Raw genomic sequence first — 25195 nt, 5'->3', positions numbered from 1 at the left:
CGCCGCTATTGACGCCGTTATTTCGTCGTCTGGTGATAACCGCCGCCCAGCGCGGAAGTCAGCTGAATGCTGGCGTCCAGCCACTGGCCGTGCAGGCGCAGCGCGGTAATTCGCTCCTGTAGCGCAGGCAGCTTCGCCATACTCACGCGGGAGCCGGGTAAAATACCGGCGTTCATTCGCGCCTGGGCGAGATTGACCACCCGCTGCGCGTCTTTCTCCACCTGCTGCTGCTGCTGGTTTTTCTCCATCAGCGTCTCTACCTGGCTTGCGGTTTTCGCTACCTGGTTCACCGCATCGACTACGGCCTTGTTGTATTTAGCGATCGACAGGCCGTTCTGCGCGCTGGCGATATCAAGATTGGCATTCAGCCTGCCGCTATCAAAGATAGGCAGCGTCAGTCCGGCGGTGACGCCCATCTGCTGCGCCGAATGACGGAACAGATCGCTTAAATGCAGCGCATCCTGTTGCAGGAACGCCATCAGGTTGATATCCGGATAAAACGCCGCTTTCGCCGCATCAATTTCGCTTAGCGAGGATTCAATATACCAGTGGGCTTCCTGCAGATCCGGACGGCGGGCCAGCAGTTCATAGCCCAGTTGGCTCGGCATCTGCGCGCTGACCGCGGGCAGCGGCGCCGCACGCAGATTGAGCGACTGGCTCTGGCTATTGGTTAACGCCATCAGCCGCGCTTCAATCTCTTTCATATTACCCGCCACATCGGCCAGCTGCTGATCGGTTTTGCTGACGTTAATGTCGTTCTCCGCCCCTTCGGCGGAGTTAGTGATACCACGCTGATAGAGCGCGGTATCCACGCTCACAATATTATTCTGTTCGCTTTTGACCTGCTGCAGCACCGTTTTCACCGCCGCTTCGGTCTGCCACTGCCAGTACAGTCGCGCCACGCTGCTGGCCAGCAGCTCGCGGGTCTGCGCCTGCTCGGCGACCTGGGCTTTCACTTCGCCGATACGCGCTTTCACCAACGCACGGTTTTTCCCCCACAGATCCAGATCCCAACCGGCGGTCAGGCCAAAGGTACCGTTGGTGTACCAGGGGCCGGTGTTGCCGTCGGTATCGGTGGCGAACGGTCCCATCAGGCCTTCCGCGGACATTTTCTGCCGTTCGATATCGGCGGAAAAATCCATCTCCGGGCCGAGATTTGCCTGCGACATTCGTGCCTGCGCTTCGGCCAGTTTGATGCGCTGCGCGGCAATTTGCATATCCGGAGCATTGGCTAACGCGCGCTGAATCAGATTATCCAACTGGGCATCGTGGTAATCTTTCCACCAGTCGGTATGCGGCCAGCCATTTTTTACGGCGGCGGGCAGATCCATCGAAACATGAGATGCCGGAGTTTGCTGCTTTAAAGGGCCGCCAATGTCATGCGATGGCGCGCAGCCAGCCAGCGCGATGGCCAGTGGCAGTGCCGCCAGCACGCTTTTGCTCAATGTAAGGTTCATTCTTCAGGTCGGGTTACTTATAAAGGTTGGTCATCATAAATTAATTGAATGACGTTCGTTAAGTAAAGCGTGTGCATTGACAATGAGTCAGCTAAAAATAAACAAAGTTATTATTGGAGTTGCAATGAGTCAGAACATTTATGACGATCCCGGTTTCTTTGCCGGTTACGCTACCCTTGACCGTTCGGTGAAGGGGCTTGACGGCGCGCCGGAGTGGCCGGCAATTCAGCGCCTGCTGCCACAGTTAGACGGCCTGCGCGTGGTCGATCTCGGCTGCGGATACGGCTGGTTTTGTCGCTGGGCGCAGCAACAAGGAGCAAAACAGATAATCGGTTTCGATCTCTCCAGCCGGATGCTGGAGCGGGCGCGGGAGATGACCACCGGCGAGACTATCGAATATCGCTGCGCCGACCTGCAAACCCTGACGCTGCCCGCGAATAGCTGCGATCTGGTCTACAGTTCGCTGGCGCTGCACTATTTACCGGATGTCGCGCCGCTGTTCGCCACGCTCTATCAGGCGCTGGTTCCCGGCGGTACGCTGGTCTTCTCCGCCGAACATCCCATCTATACCGCGCCGCTGCAGCAAGGCTGGCAGGTGGATGAACAGGGGCGGAAACGCTGGCCGGTGAGCCACTATCAGCAGGAAGGCGAACGCATCAGCAACTGGTTTGCCGACGGGGTGATTAAACAGCATCGCAAACTCTCAAGCTGGATTAATGCGCTCATCGCGGCCGGTTTTGTGCTGGAGCAGCTTGATGAATGGGGCCCGAGCGCCGAACAAATCGCCGCCCAACCGGCGCTGGAGGAAGAGAAAGAGCGTCCGATGATCTTTTTACTGCGCGCCCGTAAACCGGCTTAAACGGCATGCGGCCCGGATCAACCGGGCCGCCGAATGGCTTATTCCTGCAGGCTACCGCCGTTGCTGGCAATCACCGCCTGATACCAGGCAAAACTTTTCTTCTTACGCCGTTCGAGCGTCCCCTGCCCGCGATCGTCACGATCGACATAGATAAAACCGTAGCGCTTGGACATCTCGGCCTTCGACGCGCTAACCAGATCGATTAGCCCCCAGCTGGTAAAGCCCATCAGTTCAACGCCGTCAGCAATGGCTTCGCGCGCCTGCACCAGGTGATCGTTGAGATAGCTGATGCGATAGTCATCGTTGATGCTGCCGTCGGCCTCGATTTTATCCTTCGCCCCCAGACCATTTTCAACGATAAACAACGGCTTCTGATAGCGGTCCCACAGTACATTCAACAACGTACGCAGCCCCAGCGGGTCTATCTGCCAGCCCCACTCCGAGCTTGCCAGATGCGGGTTCGGCACCATGCTGAGAATGTTGCCGCGCGCCTGCTGGTTCAGCGCTTCATCAGCGGTGACGCAGCCGGTCATATAGTAGCTAAAGGAGATAAAATCGACGGTCTCTTTCAGCGCTTCCCGGTCGCCGTCGGTGATGGTCAGCGTAATATCGTTTTCGCGGAAATAGCGCTGCATGTAGCCCGGATAGGCGCCACGGCACTGGACGTCGCCAAAGAACTGCCAGCTGCGGTTTTGCTGCAGCGTTTCAAAGACATCTTCCGGTTTGCAGCTCAGCGGATACATCAGCCCGCCGAGCAACATATTGCCAATCTTCCCCTGTGGTACCAGTTCGTGACAGGCTTTGACCGCCAGCGCGCTGGCCACCAGCTGATGGTGGATAGCCTGATAGACTTCGCCTTTGCTGCTACCGGCCGGCAGGCCGACGCCGGTCATTGGCGCGTGCAGCGACATATTAATTTCGTTAAAGGTGAGCCACAGTTTGACCTGATTTTTATAGCGGCTGAACACCGTCCTGGCATAGCGCTCGAAAAAGCCAATCACCTTGCGGCTGCTCCAACCGCCATAGTTTTTCACCAGCGCCCACGGCATCTCATAGTGCGATAGCGTCACCAGCGGAGTAATGTTGTGCGCGGCCATCTCGGCAAACAGTTTGTCGTAGAAGGCCAGCCCGGCTTCGTTCGGTTCGGCGTCATCGCCATGCGGGAAGATACGCGTCCAGGCGATCGAGACCCGCAGACAGTTGAAGCCCATCTCAGCAAACAGCGCGATATCCTGCGGATAACGATGGTAAAAATCGATCGCCACATCTTTAATACCGCTGTCGCCCGCGACGCGCTCCACGACGTCGCCGAATACCCCCTGCGGCTGCACGTCGGAGGTGGATAAACCTTTGCCATCTTCCAGATATGCGCCTTCGACCTGATTTGCCGCGGTGGCGCCGCCCCATAAAAAGCCCTGCGGGAATGTTTTCATCGCTCTCTCCTGTGATTAATGGCTGACGGACAACAGCGGCTGGCCGGCATCCACGACGCTCGCGGACACCATCTCAACGCTACGGTAATCATCGCTGTTGCTGATAATAATCGGGGTCGCCAGGTCGTAACCGGCGTCCAGAATGGCCTGACGATCGAACTCCAGCAGCAAATCGCCGGCCTGAACTTTATCCCCCTCTTTGACATGGGCGGTAAACGGTACGCCGTCGAGTTTGACGGTATCAATACCGACGTGAATCAGTAGTTCAATGCCGCTGTCGCTCAGCAGGCCGATGGCATGTTTAGTCTGAAACAGCGAGGCGACCTCGCCAGAAAACGGGGCAATGACCTTGCCCACCGCCGGAATAATAGCCACGCCTTTACCCAGCAGACCGCTGGCGAAGGTGCTATCCGGCACCTGATCGAGGGCCAGCACGCTGCCGGACATCGGCGCCAGAATATCGTTTTCCGCCGCAGGCGCGACGACGACGGCGCCTTCCGCCTGGCTGCGCGGTAAGCCGGCGAAGAAGGTCAATACGCAGGCGAGAATGAAAGCCACCCCGGTGCCGATTAATCCGCCCCACACGCTAAAATCAATACCGCCGGGTGGGATCATCTGCGCCGGAAAGAAAATGTTCGGCACCCCAAAGGAATAGGCGTAGCTATTACTGAAGGCGGTAATCGCGCCGCCAATCGCGCCGGCGATACAACCAAAAATAAACGGGCGACGTAACGGAAGGGTCAGGCCATAAATGGCAGGCTCAGTGATGCCAAACAGCCCGGCGGAAAACGCGGAACCAGCCAGCATCCGCTGACGCGAATCGCGCGTGGCCAGCAGTATCCCCAGCACGGCGCCTACCTGGGCTATCACCGCCGGCAGAATGATCGGCAGCATAGAATCATGCCCCAACACGGTCATGTTATTGATCATCAGCGGTATCAGCCCCCAGTGCAGGCCGAAGATAACGCATACCTGCCATAGCGCGCCCAGCACCGCGCCTGCCAGCCATGGGGCAAAAACGTAGATAACCTGATAGCCATTGGCAATCATGTGGCTCAGCCAGGTCGCCAGCGGGCCTATCACCAGAAAGGTCAGCGGCACAACCACCGCAAGACAGATTGCCGGAGTAAAAAAGTTCTTCATCGCCGACGGCAGCACCGCATTACTCTTACGTTCCAGCCAGCAGCAGACCCAGGAGGCGAGGATAATCGGGATCACCGAGGAGCTATAATTGATATAGGTCACCGGTATACCGAGGAAGTGTTCCATTGGTGCCCCCGTCTGACTGGCTTCAAAGGCCTGAATCATCAGCGGGTGGGTTAATGCGCCGCCGATCACCATTGAGATGAACGGGTTGCCGCCAAACTTTTTGCCAGCGGTGTAGCCAAGAAACAGCGGGAAGAAAAAGAACAGCGCATCACTGGCGGCAAACCAGATTTTATAGGTCCCCTGTTGCGGCGTGAGCCATCCGCAGGTTAGCGCCAGCGCCAGCAGTCCTTTCAGCAGACCCGTCGCCGCCATTACGCCAATAAAAGGGGTAAAGATGCCGGAAATGATATCGATGAGCTGACTTAATATCGAGCTTTTCGCCGCTTTCTCCTGTGTTACCGGTTCGCTGTCGTCGCTTAACCCCGCCTGCTGGCGCACTGCCAGCCAGACATCGTGAACATGGTTACCGATGACCACCTGAAACTGGCCGCCGCTTTCTACCACCATGATCACGCCGGGGTTCGCCTTCAGCCCTTCGGCATCGGCCTTAGCATTATCTTTCAATTTAAAACGCAGACGTGTCGCGCAGTGAACCAGACTCACAATATTCTCTTTGCCGCCGACGCGGTGAAGAATATCCTGCGCGAGTGCTTTATATTCCATGCTCTTTTCCTTACTGCCGCTGCCCACAGACAACCGGCGACTGAGTATTAAAAATAAAAAAACCCGAGAACCACGCCGGTTGGCGTCGCGCTCAGGTTTTGCCTGCATCATGCAGTAACAATCCAGTTTTGTGGGGGAATTAACGCCCCTCTTTTCTTACCCGCTCGATATGAATGGCAAGAAACATAATCTCTTCGGTGGTCAGCGCCCGTTGATAATTCTTTTGCAGGTGCTTCGCCACCGTTTCCGCGCACTTCCACGCTTTGGCGTAGTTATCTTTCACCGCACTGTGCAGCGTAACGTCGTCATCCTGCACTACCGTTCGCGTTAACATGCGCTGGGCGAAAAACTTCAGATGGGTCACAAAGCGCTGGTAGCTGAGCGACTCTTCATCGTAGTTAAGCTGCAGCTGGTACTTCACCAGTTGCAGGATCTCCTGCATCACCCGCGTCACGTGCATCACTTCCGGCATTTCGCTGTTGAGCTGCGCCGTCACCAGATGCAAAGCGATAAACCCGGCTTCATCCTCGGCAAGCTCGACGCCCAGCCGGCGGGCGATGATGGCCCTCGCCTCCTGCCCCAGTTCGAACTCCTTCGGATACAGCCGTTTAATCTCCCACAGCAGCACGTTGCGAATCGCGACGCCGTTTTTCTGCCGCTCGATGGCAAAGTGACAGTGGTCAGTTAAGGTGATGTACAAACTTTCCTGTAACTTTCCCAACCGCCCGCGGGCCAGCTCGATGATACGATCGCAGGTGGTCATCACTTCTAACGGTATCTGACTGAGTAATTCGCCTAAGCGGCCAACCAGTTCATCGCTTTGTAAGGCGAAGACTTTTTCAATTTTACTTTCGTCCAACGAGTCGCCCACGCGCTTTTGAAAGGCCAGCCCTCGCCCCATCACCACCTGTTCGCGCTGCTGCTCGTTGACCACTACCACCACGTTATTATTAAGTACTTTGGCGATTAGCATATGAACCCCAGAAACAAAAAAACCTGACCCCCGACAAATGCCAGGTAATCAGGTTTCGCCTGCCGAAGCAGTAGCAATCCAACGTTTGCACTGTATCAACTTCTTGCGGCGACTCAAGCGCGAGGGAATAAAAACGTGATACAGCTCGCGTCGCATCGTGCAGGAATGAGTGCTAATTAATAAAGTGCGTACGGATTAACACATCTTATCTAATAACGAGCAATGGCGTGCGCTATCTCTGCTGAGGTTTGCAAGGTGCGAATTTCATTAAAGACGCCAAGCGCTTCAGTATATTCCTTGCGTAAATAGCCCAGCCACTGCTTAATGCGCGCCACGTGATATAAACCGGTATCCCCCTGCTTTTCCAGCTGGGTATATTTTTTAAGTAACTCAACCACCTGCGGCCACGGCATACGCGGTTCATTGTATTTGATTACCCGACTGAGATTCGGCACGTTGAGCGCGCCGCGGCCAATCATCACCGAATCACAGCCGGTAGCCGCCATGCACTCCTGCGCGCTTTGCCAGTCCCAGATTTCGCCGTTAGCAACCACCGGAATAGTCAGGCGCTGGCGGATTTCGCCGATGGCCTGCCAGTTGATGCGTTCAGCTTTGTAACCATCCTCTTTGGTGCGGCCATGCACCACCAGCTCGCTGGCGCCCGCCTGCTGGACCGCGTCGGCGATTTCGAAGCGCCGTTCGCCGCTGTCCCAGCCGAGGCGAACTTTCACCGTCACCGGCAGGTGATCGGGAACCGCTTCGCGCATGGCTTTCGCCCCGCGATAGATAAGTTCGGGATCTTTCAGTAACGTTGCGCCACCGCCGCTGCCGTTCACCAGCTTCGATGGACAACCGCAGTTTAAATCCACGCCCCAAGAGCCAAGCTCCACCGCGCGGGCGGCGTTTTCCGCCAGCCATTGCGGGTATTGCCCCAACAATTGCACGCGCACGCGGGTGCCGGACGGAGTGCGACTTTGATGGTGCAGTTCCGGGCACAGTCTGTAGAACGATTTTACCGGCAGCAGTTGGTCCACCACGCGCAGAAATTCGGTGATGCACAGATCGTAATCATTAACCTCGGTCAGCAGCTCGCGCACCAGCGAATCGAGCACGCCTTCCATTGGCGCCAGTAATACACGCATATCGTTACCCGGAAAAAAAAGAGGCGCTATGGTAGCGCCTCTGTGCGTCGGTTTAAAGATCTCAATACCAGACCTTAGCGTGGTGCGAGGCAGTTATCCTCTTTCCAGCCGTAAAGCCACTCGATACCGCGGTAAAATTCATCCTGCGTTTTGCCCTTCCATAGCAGATTACGTACCTGCCGTTCGACCCCCGCCGCGTGATAAATCCGCCCCATTTCACGGGTTGACCAGACAATTCGCGCGGTACGCGGAATACGCACCGACTCGTACAGCGCGAAGGCGCGAGCGGCGTCGCCGTCGCACTGCTGCAGCGCTTTACCTATCGTTACCGCATCCTCCAGCGCCATGCAGGCGCCTTGCGCCATATACTGCGCCACCGGGTGGGCGGCATCGCCGACCAGGGTAATGCGATCGTTACCCCACTTTGCAACCGGCTCGCGGTCGGCGGTAGACCAGCGGCGCCAGGACGTTGGTTTGTCGAGCATCTGCCGCGGACGGGGATGAATCCCTTTAAAGTAAGAAAGCACCTCTTCTTTGCTACCGTCGCGCACGCCCCACTCTTCGCTTTCGCGGCTATGGAAAGTGACCACCAGGTTGTACTGTTTGCCGCCGCGCAGCGGATAATGCACCAGATGACAATGCGGCCCGGCCCACAGCACCGGCGCGTTAATCCGCAGGTCCTCCGGCATGTCGGCCGCCTCGATCACCGCGCGGTACACCACGTGGCCGGTGACCCGCGGCGCATCGCCGAGCAGACTCTGGCGCACCACTGACTTCACGCCGTCACAGCCCAGCAGAATATCGGCGGTCCAGCTATTGCCTTTGTCATCAAAGACCGTCACGTCGTCGGCGGTCTGGCGGATATCCACCACCTGAGTTGAAGTCCGGTATTCCACGCCGGGATGGGTCAGCGCGGCTTCCCAGACGGTGGCGTGAATGTCCACCCGATGGATCACCGCATACGGGCCGCCGAAATGGTCACGGAAGGCCTGCCCGGTCTCGATACGCACCACCTCTTCCCCATTCACCGCATCCATCATAGTGATATGGTCGGTAAACACCGCACGCTGGCGCGCCACTTCGCCGACGCCCAGACTATCCAGCGCTGAAAACGCATTCGGCCCCAGTTGAATACCGGCGCCGATTTCGCCGATTTCATGCGCCTTTTCCAGCAGCATCACTTTGATCCCCTGGCGCGCCAGAGAGAGCGCCGTCGCCGCGCCGCCAATGCCGCCGCCGACAATAATTGCTCGCGTCACTTTCGCCATTTTCCCTCCTCCCTAGGCCGGAATTTTGTCTTGTTGATTTTCCGGCGCGGCGGCAATAAACGCCGGTAGCCGGGTACAGGCATCGTAAACCGCCTGGCAGCGCGGATAATGGCTCAGATCGCACCCCATTCGCTGCGCGTTAGCCCACTGCGGCACCAGGCAACAGTCGGCGAGCGTTGGCCTATCGCCGACGCAGTAAGCGCCGGATTTCGCCTGCCGCAGCAGTTGCTCCAGCGCGCTGAGCCCCTGCTGGATCCAGTGGGCATACCAGCGTTTTTTGTCCGCTTCGCTGACCTTCAACTCATCGCTAAGGTAGCGTAAAACCCGCATGTTATTAATCGGATGAATATCGCAGGCGATGGCGTAGACCATCTCCAGCACCCGCATCCGCGCCGGATCCTCCTGCGGCAGCAGCGGCATTTGTGGGTAGTGGCGGTCAAGCCAGTCAACTATCGCCAGCGACTGGCCCAGCGATTCACCGTCATCGGTGATAAGCGTCGGCACCAGCCCCACCGGATTGAGCCGCCGGTAGTCCAGCGCATTCTGCGCCCCGATGCGGATATTCACCCCCACGCTCTGATAATCGATGCCCTTGAGGGCCAGTGCGATGCGCACCCGGTATGAGGCAGAGCTATTAAAAAAACTGTACAGCTTCATTGTTCACCTCACACCACGCGAACGGCGATAGGCGTCAGTCCGTCTACGTTGCCGGTAATCACATCGCCCTTCACCACCGCGCCGACGCCCTCCGGCGTGCCGGTGAAAATCAGATCGCCGGGCTGCAGTTCAAAAAAGCCCGAGAGATAGCTGATGGTTTCATTTACTGACCAGATGAGGTGGCGTATATCGCTACGCTGATGATCTTCACCGTTCACCTGCAGCCAGATCCCGGCCTGATTCACCTCGCGCGCCTCGGCGGCTTTATGCAGCGGCGCGACAGGAGCGGAAAGATCGAATGCTTTACCTATTTCCCACGGGCGCCCCATTTGGCGCATCTCCATCTGGCGGTCGCGGCGGGTCATATCGAGTCCGGTAGCATAGCCCCAGATATATTCCTGCGCCTGCTCAAGCGGGATGTCGCGTCCCGCTTTGCCGATGGCGACCACCAGCTCAATCTCGTAGTGATAGTTGTCGGTCTGCGCCGGGTACGGCAGATCCAGCGTTTCGCCAGCCGCCACCGGCACAACCGCATCCGCCGGTTTGCAAAAGAAGAACGGCGGTTCGCGATCCGGGTCGAAGCCCATTTCACGGGCGTGGGCGGCATAGTTACGGCCAACGCAGTAAACGCGGCGTACCGGGAATTGCTCATCGCTGCCAACAACCGGGATGCTAATCGGCGCCTGGGGGGCAAAAACGTATTGAGTCATCATTGTTTTCCTTCTTATTAATAACGCGCTTCGCGGAACAGGCCTAAGGCCTCCTGTACCGGACGGTCCGAGAAGCTAAATAACACGCACTCTTCGCAGGCGTTGAACGATACGCCGTGCCAGGTAGGCGCCACGAAGATGTCTTTCGCCTGGAATGCAAAGGTTTGTTCGCCAATCGTCACCTGGCCGCTACCTTCCACTACGTGGTAGATGGTGCTGTCGGTGGTTTTCGCCACCCGCGACCGGAACCCTTTCGGCAACAGTTGCAGGAAAGCGCCCATCGAGGGCATCGGATAGCCGCCGGTGACCGGGTTGACGTAGCGCATCTTGTAGCCGTCCCATTCGTCGGCCTCGCCAAGATGGGTCAGGTCATGCAGCGCCTCGCGGCTACGGTCGTAGCGGTAGTTAAAAATCGGCGAGGAATTTCCCACCTGATGGCGCAGCGGCAGCATGTTGGCAGCGTAGCGCGGCAGGTAATCGCCCTCTTTACGCGTCACTGGCTGTTGTTCCTGCGGATAATCTTCAGCAAAGCCGCAGCCAAGATAGTTGACCAGCGGTAAATCGAGACCATCGAGCCAGACCACCGGTTCATCGCCAGGATTGCCGTGATCGTGCCAGCGCCACTGCGGAGTCAGAATAAAATCGCCGGGGCGCATTGGCGTGCGCTCGCCGTCGACGGCGGTAAACGCGCCGTGGCCTTCCACGATAAAGCGCAGCGCCGACTGGTTGTGACGGTGGCTCGGCGCCACCTCGCCCGGCATGATGAGCTGCAGGCCGGCATACAGCGACGCGGTAATGGACGACTGGCCGCGCAGCTGCGGGTTCTCCAGCACCAGTACCCGACGCACCGCCTCTTTAGCGCCGATTAACTGCCCGCTTTCCAGCAGCAGCGGGCGAATTTCCTGATAGTTCCAGTACGCCGGGGCGCAGTTGGCATTCGGCGTTTGCGGCACCAGGTGGTGCAGCGATTCCCACAGCGGGGTCAGATTCTGCCCGGCAATATGCTGGTAGAACTGCTGGCGTTCGCGGTTCGATTGCGGAGTAGATAGGGTCATTATTGTTCTCCTTATTTATTCGCGACACCCGCAGAGGGCAGCGCGTCGGGTACAGTTCCAGGACGGCGAACCGCCAGCATCAGCATGATGAGCATCACCGCGCCGATCGCCGCCGGTACCGCTATAACGTAAAACAGCGTGTCGAAAGAGAGATTCATCGCCATCATCATGCCGCCGGAGAGCGAACCCACGATGGCGCCGCAGCGGCCTACGGCATTGGACCAGCTGACCCCGGTCGCGCGGCTCTGAGTAGGGTAAAGCGTGGCGGTCAGCGCATTCAGGCCTACCTGCGAACCACTCACGCCAATGCCGGTGCCGAAAATCGCCAGCGCCATCAGCCACAAACCGTTTTCGCTTAAACCGATCATCACGATGCACAACGCCCCCAGGCAGTAACTCAGCGCCAGCACAAGGAAGGGATTGAAACGATCCATCAGGATGCCGAGCAACAGTGCGCCAAGCGTGCCGCCCACCTGAAACGCGGCGGTCACCCACGAAGCGTGCTGCAAATCGATACCACGATGGTTAAGCAGCGTCGGCATCCAGCTGGAGAGTAAATAGATAATCAGCAGGCTCATAAAGAACACCACCCAGAGCATCAAGGTGATCGTCAACTGGCGGCCGACAAACAGCTGGCTAATGCTGCCTTTCGGCCCGGCTGCCGGTTCATCCAGCCAGAAATGGGTCTCGGGATAGCGCTCGCCGGTGATAGCGCTGACGGTTTTGGCGATAGTCGCCTGCGGCAGTCCGCGACGAACCTGCCAGCGCGGCGACTCCGGCAGCGCCCACAGCAGCGCGACGGCCAGCAGCAGCGGCAGGATCCCGCCTAAGGCCAGAATGCCGTGCCAGCCGATATGCGCCACCAGTTGGGCGCTCACCACGCCGCCCAGCGCCGAACCCAGCGTGAAGCCGCAGAACATCAGGGTAACTAACGCGCCGCGGCGGCGGGCGGGCAGATATTCCGAGGTCATGGTGATGGTGTTGGGCATCGCCCCGCCCAATCCCAGACCGGTGAGGAAACGCAGGATAACCAGCATCTCAAGATTCGTCGAGAATGCGGAGAGCAGGCTAAATAAGCCAAACAGCGCGACGCAGAACTCAATCACCCGTTTACGACCGAAGCGGTCGGAAAGCGGGCCGCAGAGCAGCGCCCCGGCGGTCAATCCCAATAGCCCGGCGCCAAACAGCGGCGCGAGGTCGCTGGCGCTCAATTGCCAGTGAACGCGGATATCGGGGGCGATAAAACCAATGGCAGCGGTGTCGAAACCATCAAGCATGACCACCAGAAAACAGCAGATAATCACACGCCACTGCAGGGCGCCAACCGGCGCTGCGTTAAGTAACGTCTGTAGTTCACGTCGTTGAGCCATAATGATGCCTCAGTGCAGGTCAGGGTAGATGTTGTATTTATTTCTTTTATGTTGCGATTTTGTAACCATGGCGATGAAATGTACAATGGCTTTTCGGGCATAGACATAACCTGGAGGTTATCGGCTGATGGCGAACTGGACGCAAAAGTTGAAGCTGCAGCATTTAAAAATGCTGGTGGCGCTGGGTGAGCAAGGCAATCTCACGCAGGTCGCGAAAATGATGAATATTACCCAGCCCGCACTCTCTAAGTGGCTGACGCAATTTGAAGAAGAAGTCGGCATGCCGCTCTTTGAGCGCCACAGTAAGGGCCTGCGCCCTTCGGAAGGCGGTAAACTGCTGCTTCAGCATGCCCAGCGGCTAATCAACGACATGTCGCGCTCGCAGTACGAGATCGAGCGCTTTAAACAAGGCGGGCTGGTCGGCAGCCTGATGATCGGCTGCTCGCCGGTGGCGACAGACTGCGTGGCGCAGGCGATCCTCGCCCTGCTTAAAGAGATGCCGACCCTGCATCTGAATATCGAAGAAAAAGTGATGACCCCGCTGCTGCACGACCTGCTCTCCGGCGTGGTCGATGTGGTCGTCGGACGTGTTGGCGGGCGCGCGCTGGAACTGCCGCTTAACTACCGAGTGCTCTATACCGAACCGGTGTGCTTCGTCGCCCGTCCGGACCATCCGCTGGCCAGCATGCCGCGTTTGAGCTGGGCGGATCTTGCCGCCTGGCGCTGGATAGTCTGGCCTACCGGCACGCCCATTCGTCAGAGTATTGATAACGCGCTGGTCGATAACGGCGTCATGCTGCCGGAGAATACTATCGAGTCGGCCTCGATGAATGTCACCAGCAATTTGCTGCAAAGCAGCGATATGATCTCTATTCTTTCTTTGCGGCTGGCGCAGCATTACGCCGAACATCGGCAGCTGACGATTCTGAATTTGCCGCGTATTGAACAAAAAGGTAGCGTTGGGGTGTTCTGGCGCAAAAGCGAAGTACCGTCGCTGGCGCTCACTCGTTTTCTGCACTACCTCGCAGAATAAGGCCGCTGTTCCCATTTTCTATGCTGACGATGCGTAGAATTCATGATGTGATCGGTAGCACATTTCAGGGTTTAATTGTATGATGAATGGCAGTTCATCAAGGGTTATTACCATGAGTAAGTCGCTGAATATTATCTGGCAGTATGTGCGAGCTTTCGTCCTGATTTACGCCTGCTTGTATGCAGGCATTTTTATCGCCGGGCTGCTGCCCATCACCATCCCCGGCAGCATTATCGGCATGCTGATTTTGTTCGTGCTGCTGGCGCTGCAAATTATGCCGCCGCAGTGGGTCAATCCCGGCTGCAACATTCTGATTCGCTACATGGCGCTGCTGTTCGTGCCTATCGGCGTTGGCGTAATGCAGTACTGGGATTTGCTGCGCGCGCAGCTGGGGCCGGTGGCGGTATCCTGCGCCGTCAGTACCTTATTAGTCTTTTTGGTGGTGAGCTGGAGCTCGCATCTGGTCCACGGTGAACGCAAAATCATCGGGCAAAAAGGAAGTAAAAAATGATCCATGAAATGTGGTGGTCGCTACCGTTAACGCTGATTGTCTTTTTCCTTGCCCGCAAGCTGGCGGCGCGGTTTAAATTTCCGCTGCTCAACCCACTGCTGGTCGCCATGGTGGTCATTATTCCTTTTCTGCTGGTCACCGGTATTTCTTATGAACGCTATTTTGCCGGCAGCAAAATCCTTAACGACCTGCTGCAGCCGGCGGTGGTTGCGCTGGCCTTTCCGCTGTATGAACAACTGCACCAGATCCGCGCGCGTTGGAAATCCATCATCACCATCTGCTTTATCGGTAGCTGCGTGGCGATGATCACCGGTACCACCGTCGCTCTGCTGATGGGCGCCACCCCGCAAATCGCCGCTTCCATCATGCCAAAATCCGTCACCACGCCAATTGCCATGGCGGTCAGCGGCAGTATTGGCGGTATTCCAGCGATTAGCGCCGTGTGCGTCATTTTCGTTGGGATCCTCGGCGCGGTGTTCGGCCATACGCTGCTTAACGCCATGCGTATTCATACTAAAGCATCCCGCGGCCTGTCGATGGGTACCGCCTCGCACGCCCTCGGCACCGCGCGTTGCGCCGAACTGGACTACCAGGAAGGGGCGTTTAGCTCGCTGGCGCTGGTACTGTGCGGAATTATTACCTCGCTGGTCGCGCCTTTTCTGTTCCCGGTGATCGTCGCTGTTGTTAGATAACTGTGATTTACATCACATTTATAAATGCAACAAATTAGCGTTGCATAAACAATGAGACCTATGTCACATATGGGTCCCGTGCGGGCCCGTACACTAGCTTCCCATTACATTGTTATGAGGCAACGCTATGCACTCTCGTTTTCAAGCTGCTTTGACTAATCTGGCGGCAGACCTGCAGGCGGCCATCGCCCCGATGCTCGCAGACCCGCACTTCCCGGCGCTGCTCGAAGCCGATCAGGTGGCGACGCTACAACAAGCAACAGGTTTGGATGAAGACGCGCTGGCCTTTGCGCTACTGCCGCTTGCCGCCGCCTGCGCCCGCGCCGATCTTTCTCACTTTAACGTTGGCGCTATCGCCCGCGGCGTGAGCGGTCGCTGGTACTTCGGCGGCAACATGGAATTCCTCGGCGCCACCATGCAACAGACCGTCCACGCGGAACAGAGCGCCATCAGCCACGCCTGGCTACGCGGCGAAAAATCCCTGCGCGCCATTACCGTCAACTACACGCCTTGCGGCCACTGCCGCCAGTTTATGAATGAACTGAACAGCGGTCTGGCGCTGCGCATTCATCTGCCGGGTCGCGAAGCGCACTCCCTGCAGCACTATCTGCCGGACGCCTTTGGCCCGAAAGATCTGGAAATCAAAACTCTGTTGATGGATGAGCAGGATCACGGCTTCCCTCTCAGCGGCGATGCGCTCACGCAGGCGGCTATTCAGGCGGCGAACCGCTGCCACGCGCCGTACAGCGACTCCCCTTCCGGCGTGGCGCTGGAGCTGAAAGACGGCACCATTTTCTGCGGCAGCTACGCGGAAAACGCGGCGTTCAATCCGACGCTACCGCCGCTGCAGGGCGCGCTGAACCTGCTGAGCCTTAACGGTTACGACTATCCGGATATCCAGCGCGCGCTGCTGGCCGAGAAAGCCGATGCATCGCTTATCCAGTGGGATGCGACCGTCGCAACCCTGAAAGCGTTAGGCTGTCAGAATATCGACCGCGTGCTGTTAGGTTAACTAGCCCGATAGTCTGAGCAGATTGCCGGATGCGCCTTTGGCTTCTCCGGCCTGGATTCGGTAATCTGCCATATTGCTGAAAATCCCCGCAATTAAACGATGGTTTCTTGCGCTTACCCGGCGGGTAAAGTAGCCTGAAGCTTCCCTCGTCCACCATTGAGTCAAGTTCATGTTAAAGCGTGTGTTATACAGCCTGTTAGTCCTGCTCGGCCTGCTGCTGTTGACCGTGCTGGGTCTTGACCGCTGGATGAGCTGGAAAACCGCGCCCTATATTTACGATGAGCTGCAGGATCTCCCCTACCGCCAGGTTGGCGTGGTGTTGGGTACTGCCAAATATTATCGCACCGGCGTGATCAATCAGTATTATCGTTACCGGATCCAGGGCGCGCTCAACGCCTACAATAGCGGTAAGGTTAATTATCTGCTGTTAAGCGGTGACAACGCCCTGCAAAGCTATAACGAACCGATGACCATGCGCCGGGATCTGATCAAAGCCGGCGTCGATCCGGCGGATATCGTGCTGGACTACGCCGGTTTCCGCACCCTCGATTCGATCGTGCGCACCCGCAAAGTGTTCGATACCAATGATTTTATTATTATCACCCAGCGCTTCCACTGCGAGCGTGCATTGTTTATCGCCCTGCATATGGGGATTCAGGCGCAGTGCTATGCGGTGCCTTCGCCGAAGGATATGTGGACCGTGCGTCTGCGCGAGTTTGGTGCCCGGTTTGGCGCGCTGGCGGATCTCTATATCTTCAAACGCGAGCCGCGTTTCCTCGGGCCGCTGATCCCCATCCCGGCGCAGCAGCATGAAGTTCCGGAGGATGCGCAATCCTACCCGGCGGTCACGCCCGAGCAGTTACTGGAGCTACAGAAAGAAAAATAGCCGCCGTCGTTTGGTCGATTTGAGGTATAAAAAAACCCGCGCCAGGCGCGGGTTTTTGATGCGTTCAATCTTATTTCTTGCGCGCGTATTTCAGTGAATCCAGCGCCACGGCGAAGATGATAATCGCCCCTTTAATAATGTACTGCCAGTACGGATTGACGCCGATGTAGGTCAGACCATAGTTGATGACGGTAAAGATAATAACCCCGGTCACCACGCCGAAAACCGTACCCACGCCGCCGCTGAAGGAAACGCCCCCCACCACGCAGGCGGCAATCGCATCCAGTTCGTACATAAAGCCGAGGTTGTTGGTCGCCGAACCGATACGTCCGGCTTCCAACAGCCCGCCGAAGGCGTAAAACACCCCGGACAGGGCATAAATCATCAGCAGGTTCAGCGCCACGTTAACGCCGGAGACACGCGCCGCTTCCGGGTTGCCGCCGATAGCGAAGATGTTTTTACCGAAACGGGTTTTATTCCACAGGATCCACACGAAGAAGATAGCGATCAGCGCGTAGAAAGTAATGTACGACAGGCGGAATGAACCTAAAGCGACAAAGCCTTGGGCAAACTGCGAGAAGTGGCTGTCGAAACCGGAAATCGGCGACGCGCCGACAAAGTCGTAGTACAGGGAGTTGATACCGTAAACGATGATCATTGTACCCAAGGTAGTGATAAACGGCGTCACGTTGAGATAGGCAATGACGATACCGTTAATCAAGCCAATCACCGCGCCAATCGCGCAGACCAGCAGGATAACCAACGGGATCGGCATGGTCGCCATCTCCGGGAAAACCTTGTTGGCGTTATCCACCGCCTGCAGCATGGTAGCCGCTACCACCGCCGCCAGACCAACCTGACGTCCGGCGGAAAGGTCGGTCCCCTGGGTGACAATCAGCCCAGCGACGCCGAGCGCGATGATAATACGTACCGAGGATTGCGTCAGGATGTTACTTAAGTTCAGCAAACTTAAGAAGGTCGGGTCCTGGAAAATAATAATGGCCAGTAAGACCAAAAGGACAACGTAAATCCCACCCTCTTTCAGGTAAGTGAGGAAACTCTTTTTATTTAACGCACTCATGGAAAGCCCCTGATCTCAAAGGTGCAATGATGCAAGACGCAGAATTTCATTTTGCGTCGTGGTTTTGGTCTCAACAATTCCGGCAACCAGCCCGTTGCTCATAACCAGAATACGGTCGGTAATTCCCAGCAGCTCCGGCATTTCAGAAGAGATAATAATGATGCCTTTATCTTTTTTGGCCAGTTCGGCAATCAGCTGGTAAATTTCAAATTTCGCGCCGACGTCAATTCCACGGGTCGGTTCATCAAGCATTAATATTTCCGGCTGGGTTAATAACCAACGGCCGATAATAACCTTCTGCTGGTTACCACCGGAAAGCGAACCGATTTGCGTTTGATGGCCCGGGGTTTTAACCCGCATGGAATCGATAACCCATTGGGTATCGCTTTTCATCCGCGAATTATCCAGCAGGCCGACCTTGTTTTTATACTTCTTGATATTTGATATCAGCGAGTTAAAACCAATATCGAGGTAAGCATAAATTCCCGTCGAGCGACGCTCTTCGGTCACCAGCGCAAAGCCGTGGTTTATCGCCTCGTTAGCGCTATGGTTATTAATTTTTTTACCATGCAGGGTAATGGTGCCGCTGGCCTTTTCGCGGATGCCAAACAGCGTTTCAACGATATCGGTACGTTTAGCGCCCACCAGTCCGGCAATGCCGAGGATTTCGCCTTTATGCAGATCGAATGAGACATCGCGAATTGACGGCTGGCGCAACGAGGTCAGGTTTCGAACTTCAAGGATTACTTCACCCGGTTTGTTTTGTTTATCCGGAAAACGCTGGTTCAGCGAACGGCCAACCATCATCGCAATGATCTTATCCATATCTAGCCCTTCCAGCGGCTGGGTGGCAATCCACTGACCATCGCGCAGGATAGTAATCTCATCGCAGAGCTGAAATATCTCCTCCATTTTATGGGAGATATAAACAATACCGCAGCCACGCTCTTTCAGCTTGCGGATTATTTTAAACAGGTGATTGACCTCTTTCTCGGTCAGCGATGAGGTAGGCTCATCCATAATGACGATTTTGGCGTCATAAGAGAATGCCTTCGCTATTTCAATCATCTGCATCTGAGATACCGATAAAGTTCCCACGCGAGCGCGCGGATCAATATCAATATCGAGCTCATCAAATATCGCTTTGGTATCGCGATACATTTTATCCTGATCGACAAACATGCCTTTGGTGGGGTAGCGTCCCAGCCACATGTTGTCCATGACCGAACGTTGAAGTACCAGGTTTAATTCCTGGTGCACCATAGAAATACCGTTTTCCAACGCTTCTTTCGCCGAATGGAAATCGATCTCTTTTCCCTGAAAAAGAATACTGCCGGAATCTTTTTGATAGATCCCAAATAAGCATTTTAATAATGTCGATTTACCCGCGCCATTCTCCCCCATTAATGCATGGATAGAGTGCGGACGAACCTTCAGGTTGACATTATCAAGAGCTTTAACGCCGGGGAAGGATTTGTTGATGTCGCTCATTTCCAACAAATATTCGCCCGACTGTACGCTATTATTGCTGACCATAGTTATACCTGGCTGCGTTCGTGACGATCCGCGACGATAAGTTATATCGCAGCAAAATCGGCTTCGGTATCAGGAATAATCGGACGCGCTGAACGCGCCCGCAATGCATGTAAAACTTATTTACCGATAAACTGGCTGAGGTTGTCTTTATCGACGCCTACGTACGGTACGCGGACAATCTTATTCTCAATTTTCCAGTTGGTGCCAGCAGCGGGCTCTTTGCCGTCAGCCAGGTTCTTCGCCAGATCGAAAGTCGCTTTCGCCTGGTTATTGGCATCGTTCAGCACGGTACCGGCCATCGCGCCGGATTTCACCAGCGCCAGCGCTTCAGGCAGGGCATCGACGCCGAACACAGGAATGCTGCTCTTGTTATGCGCTTTCAGCGCTTCTACCGCGCCCATCGCCATCGCATCGTTGTTAGCGATGACCACTTCGATTTTGTTAGCGTTCGGGCCGGAGAGCCAGGCGTCCATTTTATCTTTCGCTTGCGCGGTATCCCACATGGCGGTATCTAACGCCAGTTGCTGAGTTTTAAGCCCTTTTTCATTCAGCTCTTTGATGACGTAGGAAGTACGCGCTTCGGCGTCCGGGTGGCCCGGCTCGCCTTTCAACAGGACAAACTGAATCTGACCATCTTTGTTCAGATCCCAGTTTGGGTTCGCTTTCCAGTGTTTGGCGATAAGATCGCCCTGGATAATCCCGGATTCTTTGGAGTCGGTACCTACATAGTAGGCTTTATCGTAGCTATCCAGCGCCTTGCGCGATGGCTCTTTGTTAAAGAACACCACCGGCACATTTTGCCCGCGCGCTTTGTCGATAACCGTACCCGCCGCCGCCGGGTCAACCAGGTTGATGGCCAGCGCCTTCACCCCCTTCGCCAGCAGCACGTCGATCTGATCGTTCTGTTTGGACTGATCGTTCTGCGAGTCATTCATCAGCAGTTTCACATCCGGCGCAGATTTGCCGTCTTTTTCGATAGCTTTACGCACGACGGACATGAAGTTGTCGTCATACTTGTAGATCGTAACGCCGATACGGGTATCCGCGGCATGCGCTGCGGCGCCGAAAAGCATGCCAGCCATGACGGCGGACAGAGCTAAGACCTTCTTATTCATGGAATCTCCGGTTTTATTATTTTGCATCGTTTTTTTTGGCGTGAAGATAGCTGGCGGGAGTTGTTACATTAGGGTTACCGCACAACGATATTCACAACGTTAATTCTGTCTTCCGTGTAGGGTAACGCTCCAGAAAAACGGCTTCATCAAGTGCCTAACCTATTGTTTAAGATGATGTTTAAACGCATCATCAGCACAGCCTGGTTCGGACTGGTCAACGCTGCCATCATAAACAGCGGAATGTTAATATACTGTGAATTTACTCACAGATTGAAAGCGGTTACATCGATTGATAGATTCAGTTAGTGATCGGCCCCACACTTTGCTTCTGCGTCACCGAATGGCGCCGCACCAGCGTGGGCATAAAACAGTGGCTGGCCTCACTATCGAGTTTTCCTGCCGCCCCTTGTAGCGCCAGTTCGGTAGCCAGTTTAGCCATCGACATTATGGGATAGCGCACCGTGGTCAGCTGCGGATCGGTGTAACGGGAAATGGGAATGTCATCAAAACCAATCAGCGAGAGATGCTGCGGCACGGCAATGCCGTTATCCTTGAGGGTGGTGAGCGCGCCGGCAGCCATACTGTCGTTATAGGCAAACACCGCCGTCAGGCCTAAATTACGCCCCAGCAGTTCAACCATCGCCGCTTCGCCGCCCTGCATATCCGGCGAACCTGAGCCCACCCAGCTATCCGGCGCGATAATGCCCTGCTCCTGCAGCGCTTTACTCCACCCTTCGCGGCGCAGTTCATCATCCTCAATGCCGTGATTGGAAGAGAGATAGCCAATCCGCTGATGGCCGTGATTGAGCAGCATTCGCGTAGCCATTAGCGCGCCGCTGACGTTATCGAGACCCACGCAGCGGTGCGCGAAACCCGGCACAATGCGGTTTATCAGCACCATGCCCGGAATATGCTGCATAAAGTCGCCAAGTTCGGCATCGCTTAACGCTTTCGAATGCACGATAAGCGCCGAACAGCGCTGGCGAATCAGCACCTCAATGGCGTTACGCTCTTTTTCAGCTTCATGGTAGCTGTTGCCGATTAGCACATATTTCTGATGCTGCTGCGCGACGGTATCCACCGCTTTCACCAGCGCGCCGAAAAAGGCGTCTGACACATCCATCACCACCACGCCAATGGTATCGCTAACCTGGGTCGCCAGCGCCTGGGCATTGGCATTCGGCCGATAGCCCAGTTGCGCGACCGCCTTCATCACTGCCTCCCGGGTATCCGGGCTCACCAGCGCGCTGTTATTCAGCACCCGCGAAACCGTTGCTACCGAAACCCCCGCCTGACGGGCGACATCACGAATGGTGATCATACATACCCGCCTTTATCGCATTGCAATACGTCACACCCACCTCCTGTGTTCAGCAAGGTGGCTATTCTGGCAGCGACGCGCGCCGCGCTACGTGAGTGAGGTCACACCGCTGGAAACGGTTACATCCATTTTGTTAATGATTGTGATCGAGATCGTTATACAGATGTATCTCTGGATGATGTCCCTGAGGCTCTCAGGGTTAACTGTCGCCATAGCCACTCAACGGGCCCCTGGCGGAAATGACGCAGCCAAAACTGCGAGAAGAGGAGATTAACGGCCCACACCGCCGGCACAAAGGCCAACAGCTGAAAACGGTCAAATTTCATAAACAGGCCGAGATGATAGAACAGCGTGGTGCAGATCAGGGTTTGCAGTAAATAGTTACTGAGCGCCATCCGCCCAACGCAGGCAATCGCCCCGACCAGACGAAAGCGGCATAATTGCGGCCAGAATCCCCACGCCAGCGCGGCATAGCCAATGGTTTGTAGCGGCGCGCCCAGTTCACGCGGCGCCTGCAGCAGAAAACCGCACCAGCGGTAGTCCCATTGCAAGTACCACTGCGCGGCGATGGCCGGCACATTTACCATCATTCCGGCAATAATCAGCACAGCCCCGACGCGGCGGTAGTGACTAAGGCTAAACTGCCCTTTCAACCAGCCGCAGCGCATCAGCGCCGCGCCCATTAGCATCATCCCCGCCAGCTGCCAGCCGTACTGCACGCCAAGCGCCACCAGGTTATCGGACAGCATATCCGCGCGATTGCTCACCGCCTCCATACCGCCTTTGAGCTTCCAGAACTGCTCATACTGCACATTCGCGGCATCGGGCACCCATGACCGACTGGCGCCGTTGCCGGAAATCAACCCCAGCAATACCAGCACCGCAATACCGATGAGATATAGCACTACGCCGGTATTAAATAGCGATTTAACGTGATGGGCATCGCGTACCATGCGCCAGGCAATTAGCCCCACCAACGCATAGGCCAGCAGAATATCTCCGTCCCAGAAAAAGAGACCGTGAATAAAACCAAGTAGGGCAAGCAGCGTTAGCCGCGACTGGATCCAGCGTTTACCGCGTACCAGCAGCATTTGCAATCCGGCGCCGAACAGCAGAGCAAACAGGGTGAGAAATTTTACCTGCGCAAACAGATCGAGGATTGCCCAGCTCCAGGCGTCGCTCGGCGAAATACTCCCGGCCCAGGCCGGATTAAGATAGGCCGCCTTCGGCAAGCCGAAGGCGGTGATATTCAGTAGCAGAATGCCGAGGATGGCGACGCCGCGAACGAAGTCCAGCGTGACGTTTCTCTCCATGCACCCTGCTCCGAATTAATTGTGGTGACGTACGGCGCGCAGGAACTCCTGGCGGGTATTCTGGCTGGATTTAAACAGACCGCCAAGCGAAGTGGTGGTCGTGGCGCTGGTCGCATCGCGGATGCCGCGCGCTTTCACGCAGTAATGCACCGCATCAATGGATACCGCGACGTTACTGGTACCGAGCAGAGTCTGCAGCGCGGTAAGGATCTGCTGCGTCAGGCGCTCCTGCACCTGTGGACGCTGGGCAAAGAACTGCACGATGCGGTTAATTTTCGACAGGCCGATTACCGAATCTTTCGGGATATAAGCAACGGTCGCTTTGCCGTCAATCGTCACAAAGTGATGTTCACAGGTACTGGTCAGCGTGATATCGCGAACCGTCACCATCTCGTCAACTTTCATTTTGTTTTCAATAACGGTGATTTTCGGGAATCTGGCGTAATCCAGACCGGAGAAAATCTCATCAACGTACATTTTTGCGATGCGATGCGGAGTCTCCATCAGGCTGTCGTCACTGAGATCAAGATTCAGCAGCTGCATAATCTCAGTCATGTGCCCGGCGATCAGACGCTTGCGCGTTTCATTATCAATTTCTTGTACTGGCGGACGCAGCGGCGTCTCCAGCCCACGAGCGACCAGCGCTTCATGAACGAGTATGGCTTCTTTACTCAATGATGACATTTAGGTTCTCCTGCAGGTGTGGCGCTCTTTGCTCTTCTGAGGGCAAAGTTTGCACTCATTGTGCGTGAGGTGGCGCACATAATCCAGTAGCCGTCACGATAATTATTGAAATTGGCGCAACCTTTCATTTTTACCGCTGCGGTTGGACGTTGTCGATGCGCCACGCCAGCGAGCCCCGCCGCTACCGCGCGCAATCATAAGTACTGTAAATGTTCAGAGAAGTTCTTTATAACTTGTATTAATGATGCAATAGCTTTGCGCGACGGGAAAGTGAAAGTTACTCACCGGTTAATGAAATATCTGTATTATTAAGCATTACACATAGATACCCGAGGAGCCCTGGATGGAACTGCTTGAAGAACATCGCTGTTACGAGGGTCGGCAGCAGCGCTGGCGTCATCACTCCAGTACCCTGAACTGTGCGATGACGTTTAGCATTTTTTTACCGACGACGACGGAAACCGCCCCACCGCCGGTGCTGTACTGGCTATCCGGTTTGACCTGCAATGACGAAAACTTCACCACTAAGGCCGGCGCTCAGCGGATAGCCGCCGAACTTGGTATCGCGCTGGTGATGCCCGACACCAGCCCGCGCGGCGATGACGTCGCCGATGATGCCGGTTACGATCTCGGTAAAGGCGCAGGTTTTTACCTCAACGCCACTCAGGCGCCGTGGGCGGCCCATTTTCGCATGTATGACTACCTGCGCGATGAGCTGCCGCAGTTGATTAACCACCAGTTTCAGGTCGCCGACCATTGCGCCATCAGCGGCCACTCGATGGGCGGCCACGGCGCGCTCATCATGGCGCTGAAAAACCCAGGGCGCTTTACCAGCGTCTCGGCCTTCGCGCCGATCGTCAACCCATGCAAAGTTCCGTGGGGACAAAAAGCGTTCAGCGCTTATCTGGGCGATGATGAAGCGACCTGGCAGGAGTGGGACAGCTGCGCGCTGATGCAGGCAAGCCAGGCCGGGGATGCCATTCCGACCTTAATTGACCAAGGTGACGCCGACCAGTTTCTTGGCGCACAGCTGCAGCCCGCGGTCCTTGCAGAGGTGGCGCGACAGAAACAGTGGCCGCTGAGCCTGCGTATCCAGCCCGGCTACGACCACAGCTACTATTTCATTGCCACCTTTATAGAAGATCATCTGCGCTTCCATGCGCAGTTCCTGCTGAAGTAGTTTCAGCCGCGAGTCTCTGCGGGCGATTTACATCG

Annotated in this window: 23 protein-coding genes; 7 read left to right on the top strand and 16 right to left on the bottom strand. The window is 56.1% G+C overall.

What is annotated here, in order from left to right; translation table 11 throughout:
* Positions 1 to 17 precede the first annotated feature (17 nt).
* Positions 18 to 1457, bottom strand: coding sequence for a multidrug resistance outer membrane protein MdtQ (gene mdtQ / locus PGR79_RS15810; protein WP_113374371.1), 1440 nt, complete (start codon positions 1455 to 1457; stop codon positions 18 to 20).
* A 124-nt stretch (positions 1458 to 1581) separates the two neighbouring features.
* Here mdtQ and PGR79_RS15805 point away from each other — a divergent pair, with 124 nt between their 5' ends.
* On the top strand, positions 1582 to 2316 hold the full coding sequence (locus tag PGR79_RS15805; RefSeq protein WP_411325866.1) for a class I SAM-dependent methyltransferase: 735 nt from the start codon (positions 1582 to 1584) through the stop codon (positions 2314 to 2316).
* Between the two features lie 38 nt (positions 2317 to 2354).
* Here the strand turns inward: PGR79_RS15805 and PGR79_RS15800 are convergent, their stop codons facing one another.
* The 9 genes from PGR79_RS15800 to mhbT all read right to left on the bottom strand — a co-directional run bounded on the left by PGR79_RS15800 (position 2355) and on the right by mhbT (position 12796).
* Positions 2355 to 3749, bottom strand: coding sequence for a glycoside hydrolase family 1 protein (locus tag PGR79_RS15800; protein WP_430922000.1), 1395 nt, complete (start codon positions 3747 to 3749; stop codon positions 2355 to 2357).
* Between the two features lie 15 nt (positions 3750 to 3764).
* Positions 3765 to 5732 carry a PTS beta-glucoside transporter subunit IIABC gene (gene bglF / locus PGR79_RS15795; protein WP_430921998.1) on the bottom strand — a complete coding sequence of 656 codons (1968 nt, stop codon included), beginning with the start codon at positions 5730 to 5732 and terminating at the stop codon, positions 3765 to 3767.
* Between the two features lie 28 nt (positions 5733 to 5760).
* Positions 5761 to 6594, bottom strand: coding sequence for a transcriptional antiterminator BglG (gene bglG / locus PGR79_RS15790; protein ID WP_032712035.1), 834 nt, complete (start codon positions 6592 to 6594; stop codon positions 5761 to 5763).
* Positions 6595 to 6803: 209 nt separating this feature from the next.
* On the bottom strand, positions 6804 to 7736 hold the full coding sequence (gene dusC, locus PGR79_RS15785) for a tRNA dihydrouridine(16) synthase DusC (RefSeq protein WP_316424241.1): 933 nt from the start codon (positions 7734 to 7736) through the stop codon (positions 6804 to 6806).
* 74 nt (positions 7737 to 7810) lie between these two features.
* Positions 7811 to 9004: a 3-hydroxybenzoate 6-monooxygenase gene (locus PGR79_RS15780; RefSeq protein WP_047066113.1), complete on the bottom strand. Its 1194-nt coding sequence runs from the start codon at positions 9002 to 9004 to the stop codon at positions 7811 to 7813.
* 12 nt (positions 9005 to 9016) lie between these two features.
* The gene (maiA, locus tag PGR79_RS15775) at positions 9017 to 9661 is read right to left on the bottom strand and encodes a maleylacetoacetate isomerase (RefSeq protein ID WP_113374367.1); all 645 of its coding nucleotides are present in this window, start codon (positions 9659 to 9661) and stop codon (positions 9017 to 9019) included.
* An 8-nt stretch (positions 9662 to 9669) separates the two neighbouring features.
* Positions 9670 to 10371: a fumarylacetoacetate hydrolase family protein gene (locus PGR79_RS15770; protein ID WP_015365722.1), complete on the bottom strand. Its 702-nt coding sequence runs from the start codon at positions 10369 to 10371 to the stop codon at positions 9670 to 9672.
* Between the two features lie 17 nt (positions 10372 to 10388).
* Entirely contained in the window at positions 10389 to 11426 is a 1038-nt protein-coding gene (gtdA, locus tag PGR79_RS15765; protein ID WP_108419046.1) for a gentisate 1,2-dioxygenase, read from the bottom strand.
* Between the two features lie 11 nt (positions 11427 to 11437).
* Positions 11438 to 12796 (bottom strand): 3-hydroxybenzoate transporter MhbT, encoded by a 1359-nt coding sequence (mhbT, locus tag PGR79_RS15760; protein ID WP_113374366.1) that lies wholly within the window; start codon positions 12794 to 12796, stop codon positions 11438 to 11440.
* 127 nt (positions 12797 to 12923) lie between these two features.
* Here mhbT and PGR79_RS15755 point away from each other — a divergent pair, with 127 nt between their 5' ends.
* The 5 genes from PGR79_RS15755 to sanA all read left to right on the top strand — a co-directional run bounded on the left by PGR79_RS15755 (position 12924) and on the right by sanA (position 16930).
* Positions 12924 to 13829, top strand: a complete 906-nt coding sequence (locus PGR79_RS15755) for a LysR substrate-binding domain-containing protein (protein WP_047053404.1) — start codon at positions 12924 to 12926, stop codon at positions 13827 to 13829.
* 112 nt (positions 13830 to 13941) lie between these two features.
* On the top strand, positions 13942 to 14340 hold the full coding sequence (locus PGR79_RS15750; protein WP_020078292.1) for a CidA/LrgA family protein: 399 nt from the start codon (positions 13942 to 13944) through the stop codon (positions 14338 to 14340).
* Positions 14337 to 15032, top strand: a complete 696-nt coding sequence (locus tag PGR79_RS15745) for a CidB/LrgB family autolysis modulator (protein ID WP_113374365.1) — start codon at positions 14337 to 14339, stop codon at positions 15030 to 15032. The genes PGR79_RS15750 and PGR79_RS15745 overlap by 4 nt, the downstream gene beginning before the upstream one ends.
* A 127-nt stretch (positions 15033 to 15159) precedes the next feature.
* Positions 15160 to 16044: a cytidine deaminase gene (gene cdd / locus PGR79_RS15740; protein WP_087860163.1), complete on the top strand. Its 885-nt coding sequence runs from the start codon at positions 15160 to 15162 to the stop codon at positions 16042 to 16044.
* Positions 16045 to 16213: 169 nt separating this feature from the next.
* A complete protein-coding gene (gene sanA / locus PGR79_RS15735; protein WP_015365714.1) occupies positions 16214 to 16930 on the top strand; it encodes an outer membrane permeability protein SanA in 717 nt (238 codons plus the stop codon).
* A gap of 70 nt (positions 16931 to 17000) precedes the next feature.
* On the opposite strand, the gene mglC is transcribed toward sanA, so the two are convergent.
* From mglC to folE, 6 genes are all read right to left on the bottom strand, one after another.
* Positions 17001 to 18011, bottom strand: a complete 1011-nt coding sequence (gene mglC, locus PGR79_RS15730) for a galactose/methyl galactoside ABC transporter permease MglC (protein ID WP_015365713.1) — start codon at positions 18009 to 18011, stop codon at positions 17001 to 17003.
* A gap of 15 nt (positions 18012 to 18026) precedes the next feature.
* On the bottom strand, positions 18027 to 19547 hold the full coding sequence (gene mglA, locus PGR79_RS15725; RefSeq protein WP_015365712.1) for a galactose/methyl galactoside ABC transporter ATP-binding protein MglA: 1521 nt from the start codon (positions 19545 to 19547) through the stop codon (positions 18027 to 18029).
* A gap of 116 nt (positions 19548 to 19663) precedes the next feature.
* Positions 19664 to 20662 (bottom strand): galactose/glucose ABC transporter substrate-binding protein MglB, encoded by a 999-nt coding sequence (gene mglB, locus PGR79_RS15720; RefSeq protein ID WP_045391288.1) that lies wholly within the window; start codon positions 20660 to 20662, stop codon positions 19664 to 19666.
* 298 nt (positions 20663 to 20960) lie between these two features.
* A complete protein-coding gene (gene galS, locus PGR79_RS15715; protein WP_015365710.1) occupies positions 20961 to 21983 on the bottom strand; it encodes an HTH-type transcriptional regulator GalS in 1023 nt (340 codons plus the stop codon).
* A 155-nt stretch (positions 21984 to 22138) separates the two neighbouring features.
* Positions 22139 to 23296: a DUF418 domain-containing protein YeiB gene (yeiB, locus tag PGR79_RS15710; protein ID WP_113374364.1), complete on the bottom strand. Its 1158-nt coding sequence runs from the start codon at positions 23294 to 23296 to the stop codon at positions 22139 to 22141.
* A 15-nt stretch (positions 23297 to 23311) separates the two neighbouring features.
* Positions 23312 to 23980, bottom strand: coding sequence for a GTP cyclohydrolase I FolE (gene folE, locus PGR79_RS15705; protein ID WP_015365708.1), 669 nt, complete (start codon positions 23978 to 23980; stop codon positions 23312 to 23314).
* A 343-nt stretch (positions 23981 to 24323) separates the two neighbouring features.
* Here folE and fghA point away from each other — a divergent pair, with 343 nt between their 5' ends.
* Positions 24324 to 25160: an S-formylglutathione hydrolase gene (gene fghA / locus PGR79_RS15700; RefSeq protein WP_430921994.1), complete on the top strand. Its 837-nt coding sequence runs from the start codon at positions 24324 to 24326 to the stop codon at positions 25158 to 25160.
* Positions 25161 to 25195 lie beyond the last annotated feature (35 nt).

The sequence above is a fragment of the Klebsiella sp. 141161 genome (assembly GCF_050600815.1).
In the GTDB taxonomy this organism is placed as follows: domain Bacteria; phylum Pseudomonadota; class Gammaproteobacteria; order Enterobacterales; family Enterobacteriaceae; genus Klebsiella; species Klebsiella aerogenes.
Note: the sequence above shows the minus strand (reverse complement) of the source record. Positions and strands in the feature narration are given on the sequence as shown.

Bases quoted from the DNA above. Each gene is read 5' to 3' on its own strand.
- mdtQ (WP_113374371.1), bottom strand. From the start codon at position 1,457: ATGAACCTTACATTGAGCAAAAGCGTGCTGGCGGCACTGCCACTGGCC.
- PGR79_RS15805 (WP_411325866.1), top strand. From the start codon at position 1,582: ATGAGTCAGAACATTTATGACGATCCCGGTTTCTTTGCCGGTTACGCT.
- PGR79_RS15800 (WP_430922000.1), bottom strand. From the start codon at position 3,749: ATGAAAACATTCCCGCAGGGCTTTTTATGGGGCGGCGCCACCGCGGCA.
- bglF (WP_430921998.1), bottom strand. From the start codon at position 5,732: ATGATGCAGGCAAAACCTGAGCGCGACGCCAACCGGCGTGGTTCTCGG.
- bglG (WP_032712035.1), bottom strand. From the start codon at position 6,594: ATGCTAATCGCCAAAGTACTTAATAATAACGTGGTGGTAGTGGTCAAC.
- dusC (WP_316424241.1), bottom strand. From the start codon at position 7,736: ATGCGTGTATTACTGGCGCCAATGGAAGGCGTGCTCGATTCGCTGGTG.
- PGR79_RS15780 (WP_047066113.1), bottom strand. From the start codon at position 9,004: ATGGCGAAAGTGACGCGAGCAATTATTGTCGGCGGCGGCATTGGCGGC.
- maiA (WP_113374367.1), bottom strand. From the start codon at position 9,661: ATGAAGCTGTACAGTTTTTTTAATAGCTCTGCCTCATACCGGGTGCGC.
- PGR79_RS15770 (WP_015365722.1), bottom strand. From the start codon at position 10,371: ATGACTCAATACGTTTTTGCCCCCCAGGCGCCGATTAGCATCCCGGTT.
- gtdA (WP_108419046.1), bottom strand. From the start codon at position 11,426: ATGACCCTATCTACTCCGCAATCGAACCGCGAACGCCAGCAGTTCTAC.
- mhbT (WP_113374366.1), bottom strand. From the start codon at position 12,796: ATGGCTCAACGACGTGAACTACAGACGTTACTTAACGCAGCGCCGGTT.
- PGR79_RS15755 (WP_047053404.1), top strand. From the start codon at position 12,924: ATGGCGAACTGGACGCAAAAGTTGAAGCTGCAGCATTTAAAAATGCTG.
- PGR79_RS15750 (WP_020078292.1), top strand. From the start codon at position 13,942: ATGAGTAAGTCGCTGAATATTATCTGGCAGTATGTGCGAGCTTTCGTC.
- PGR79_RS15745 (WP_113374365.1), top strand. From the start codon at position 14,337: ATGATCCATGAAATGTGGTGGTCGCTACCGTTAACGCTGATTGTCTTT.
- cdd (WP_087860163.1), top strand. From the start codon at position 15,160: ATGCACTCTCGTTTTCAAGCTGCTTTGACTAATCTGGCGGCAGACCTG.
- sanA (WP_015365714.1), top strand. From the start codon at position 16,214: ATGTTAAAGCGTGTGTTATACAGCCTGTTAGTCCTGCTCGGCCTGCTG.
- mglC (WP_015365713.1), bottom strand. From the start codon at position 18,011: ATGAGTGCGTTAAATAAAAAGAGTTTCCTCACTTACCTGAAAGAGGGT.
- mglA (WP_015365712.1), bottom strand. From the start codon at position 19,547: ATGGTCAGCAATAATAGCGTACAGTCGGGCGAATATTTGTTGGAAATG.
- mglB (WP_045391288.1), bottom strand. From the start codon at position 20,662: ATGAATAAGAAGGTCTTAGCTCTGTCCGCCGTCATGGCTGGCATGCTT.
- galS (WP_015365710.1), bottom strand. From the start codon at position 21,983: ATGATCACCATTCGTGATGTCGCCCGTCAGGCGGGGGTTTCGGTAGCA.
- yeiB (WP_113374364.1), bottom strand. From the start codon at position 23,296: ATGGAGAGAAACGTCACGCTGGACTTCGTTCGCGGCGTCGCCATCCTC.
- folE (WP_015365708.1), bottom strand. From the start codon at position 23,980: ATGTCATCATTGAGTAAAGAAGCCATACTCGTTCATGAAGCGCTGGTC.
- fghA (WP_430921994.1), top strand. From the start codon at position 24,324: ATGGAACTGCTTGAAGAACATCGCTGTTACGAGGGTCGGCAGCAGCGC.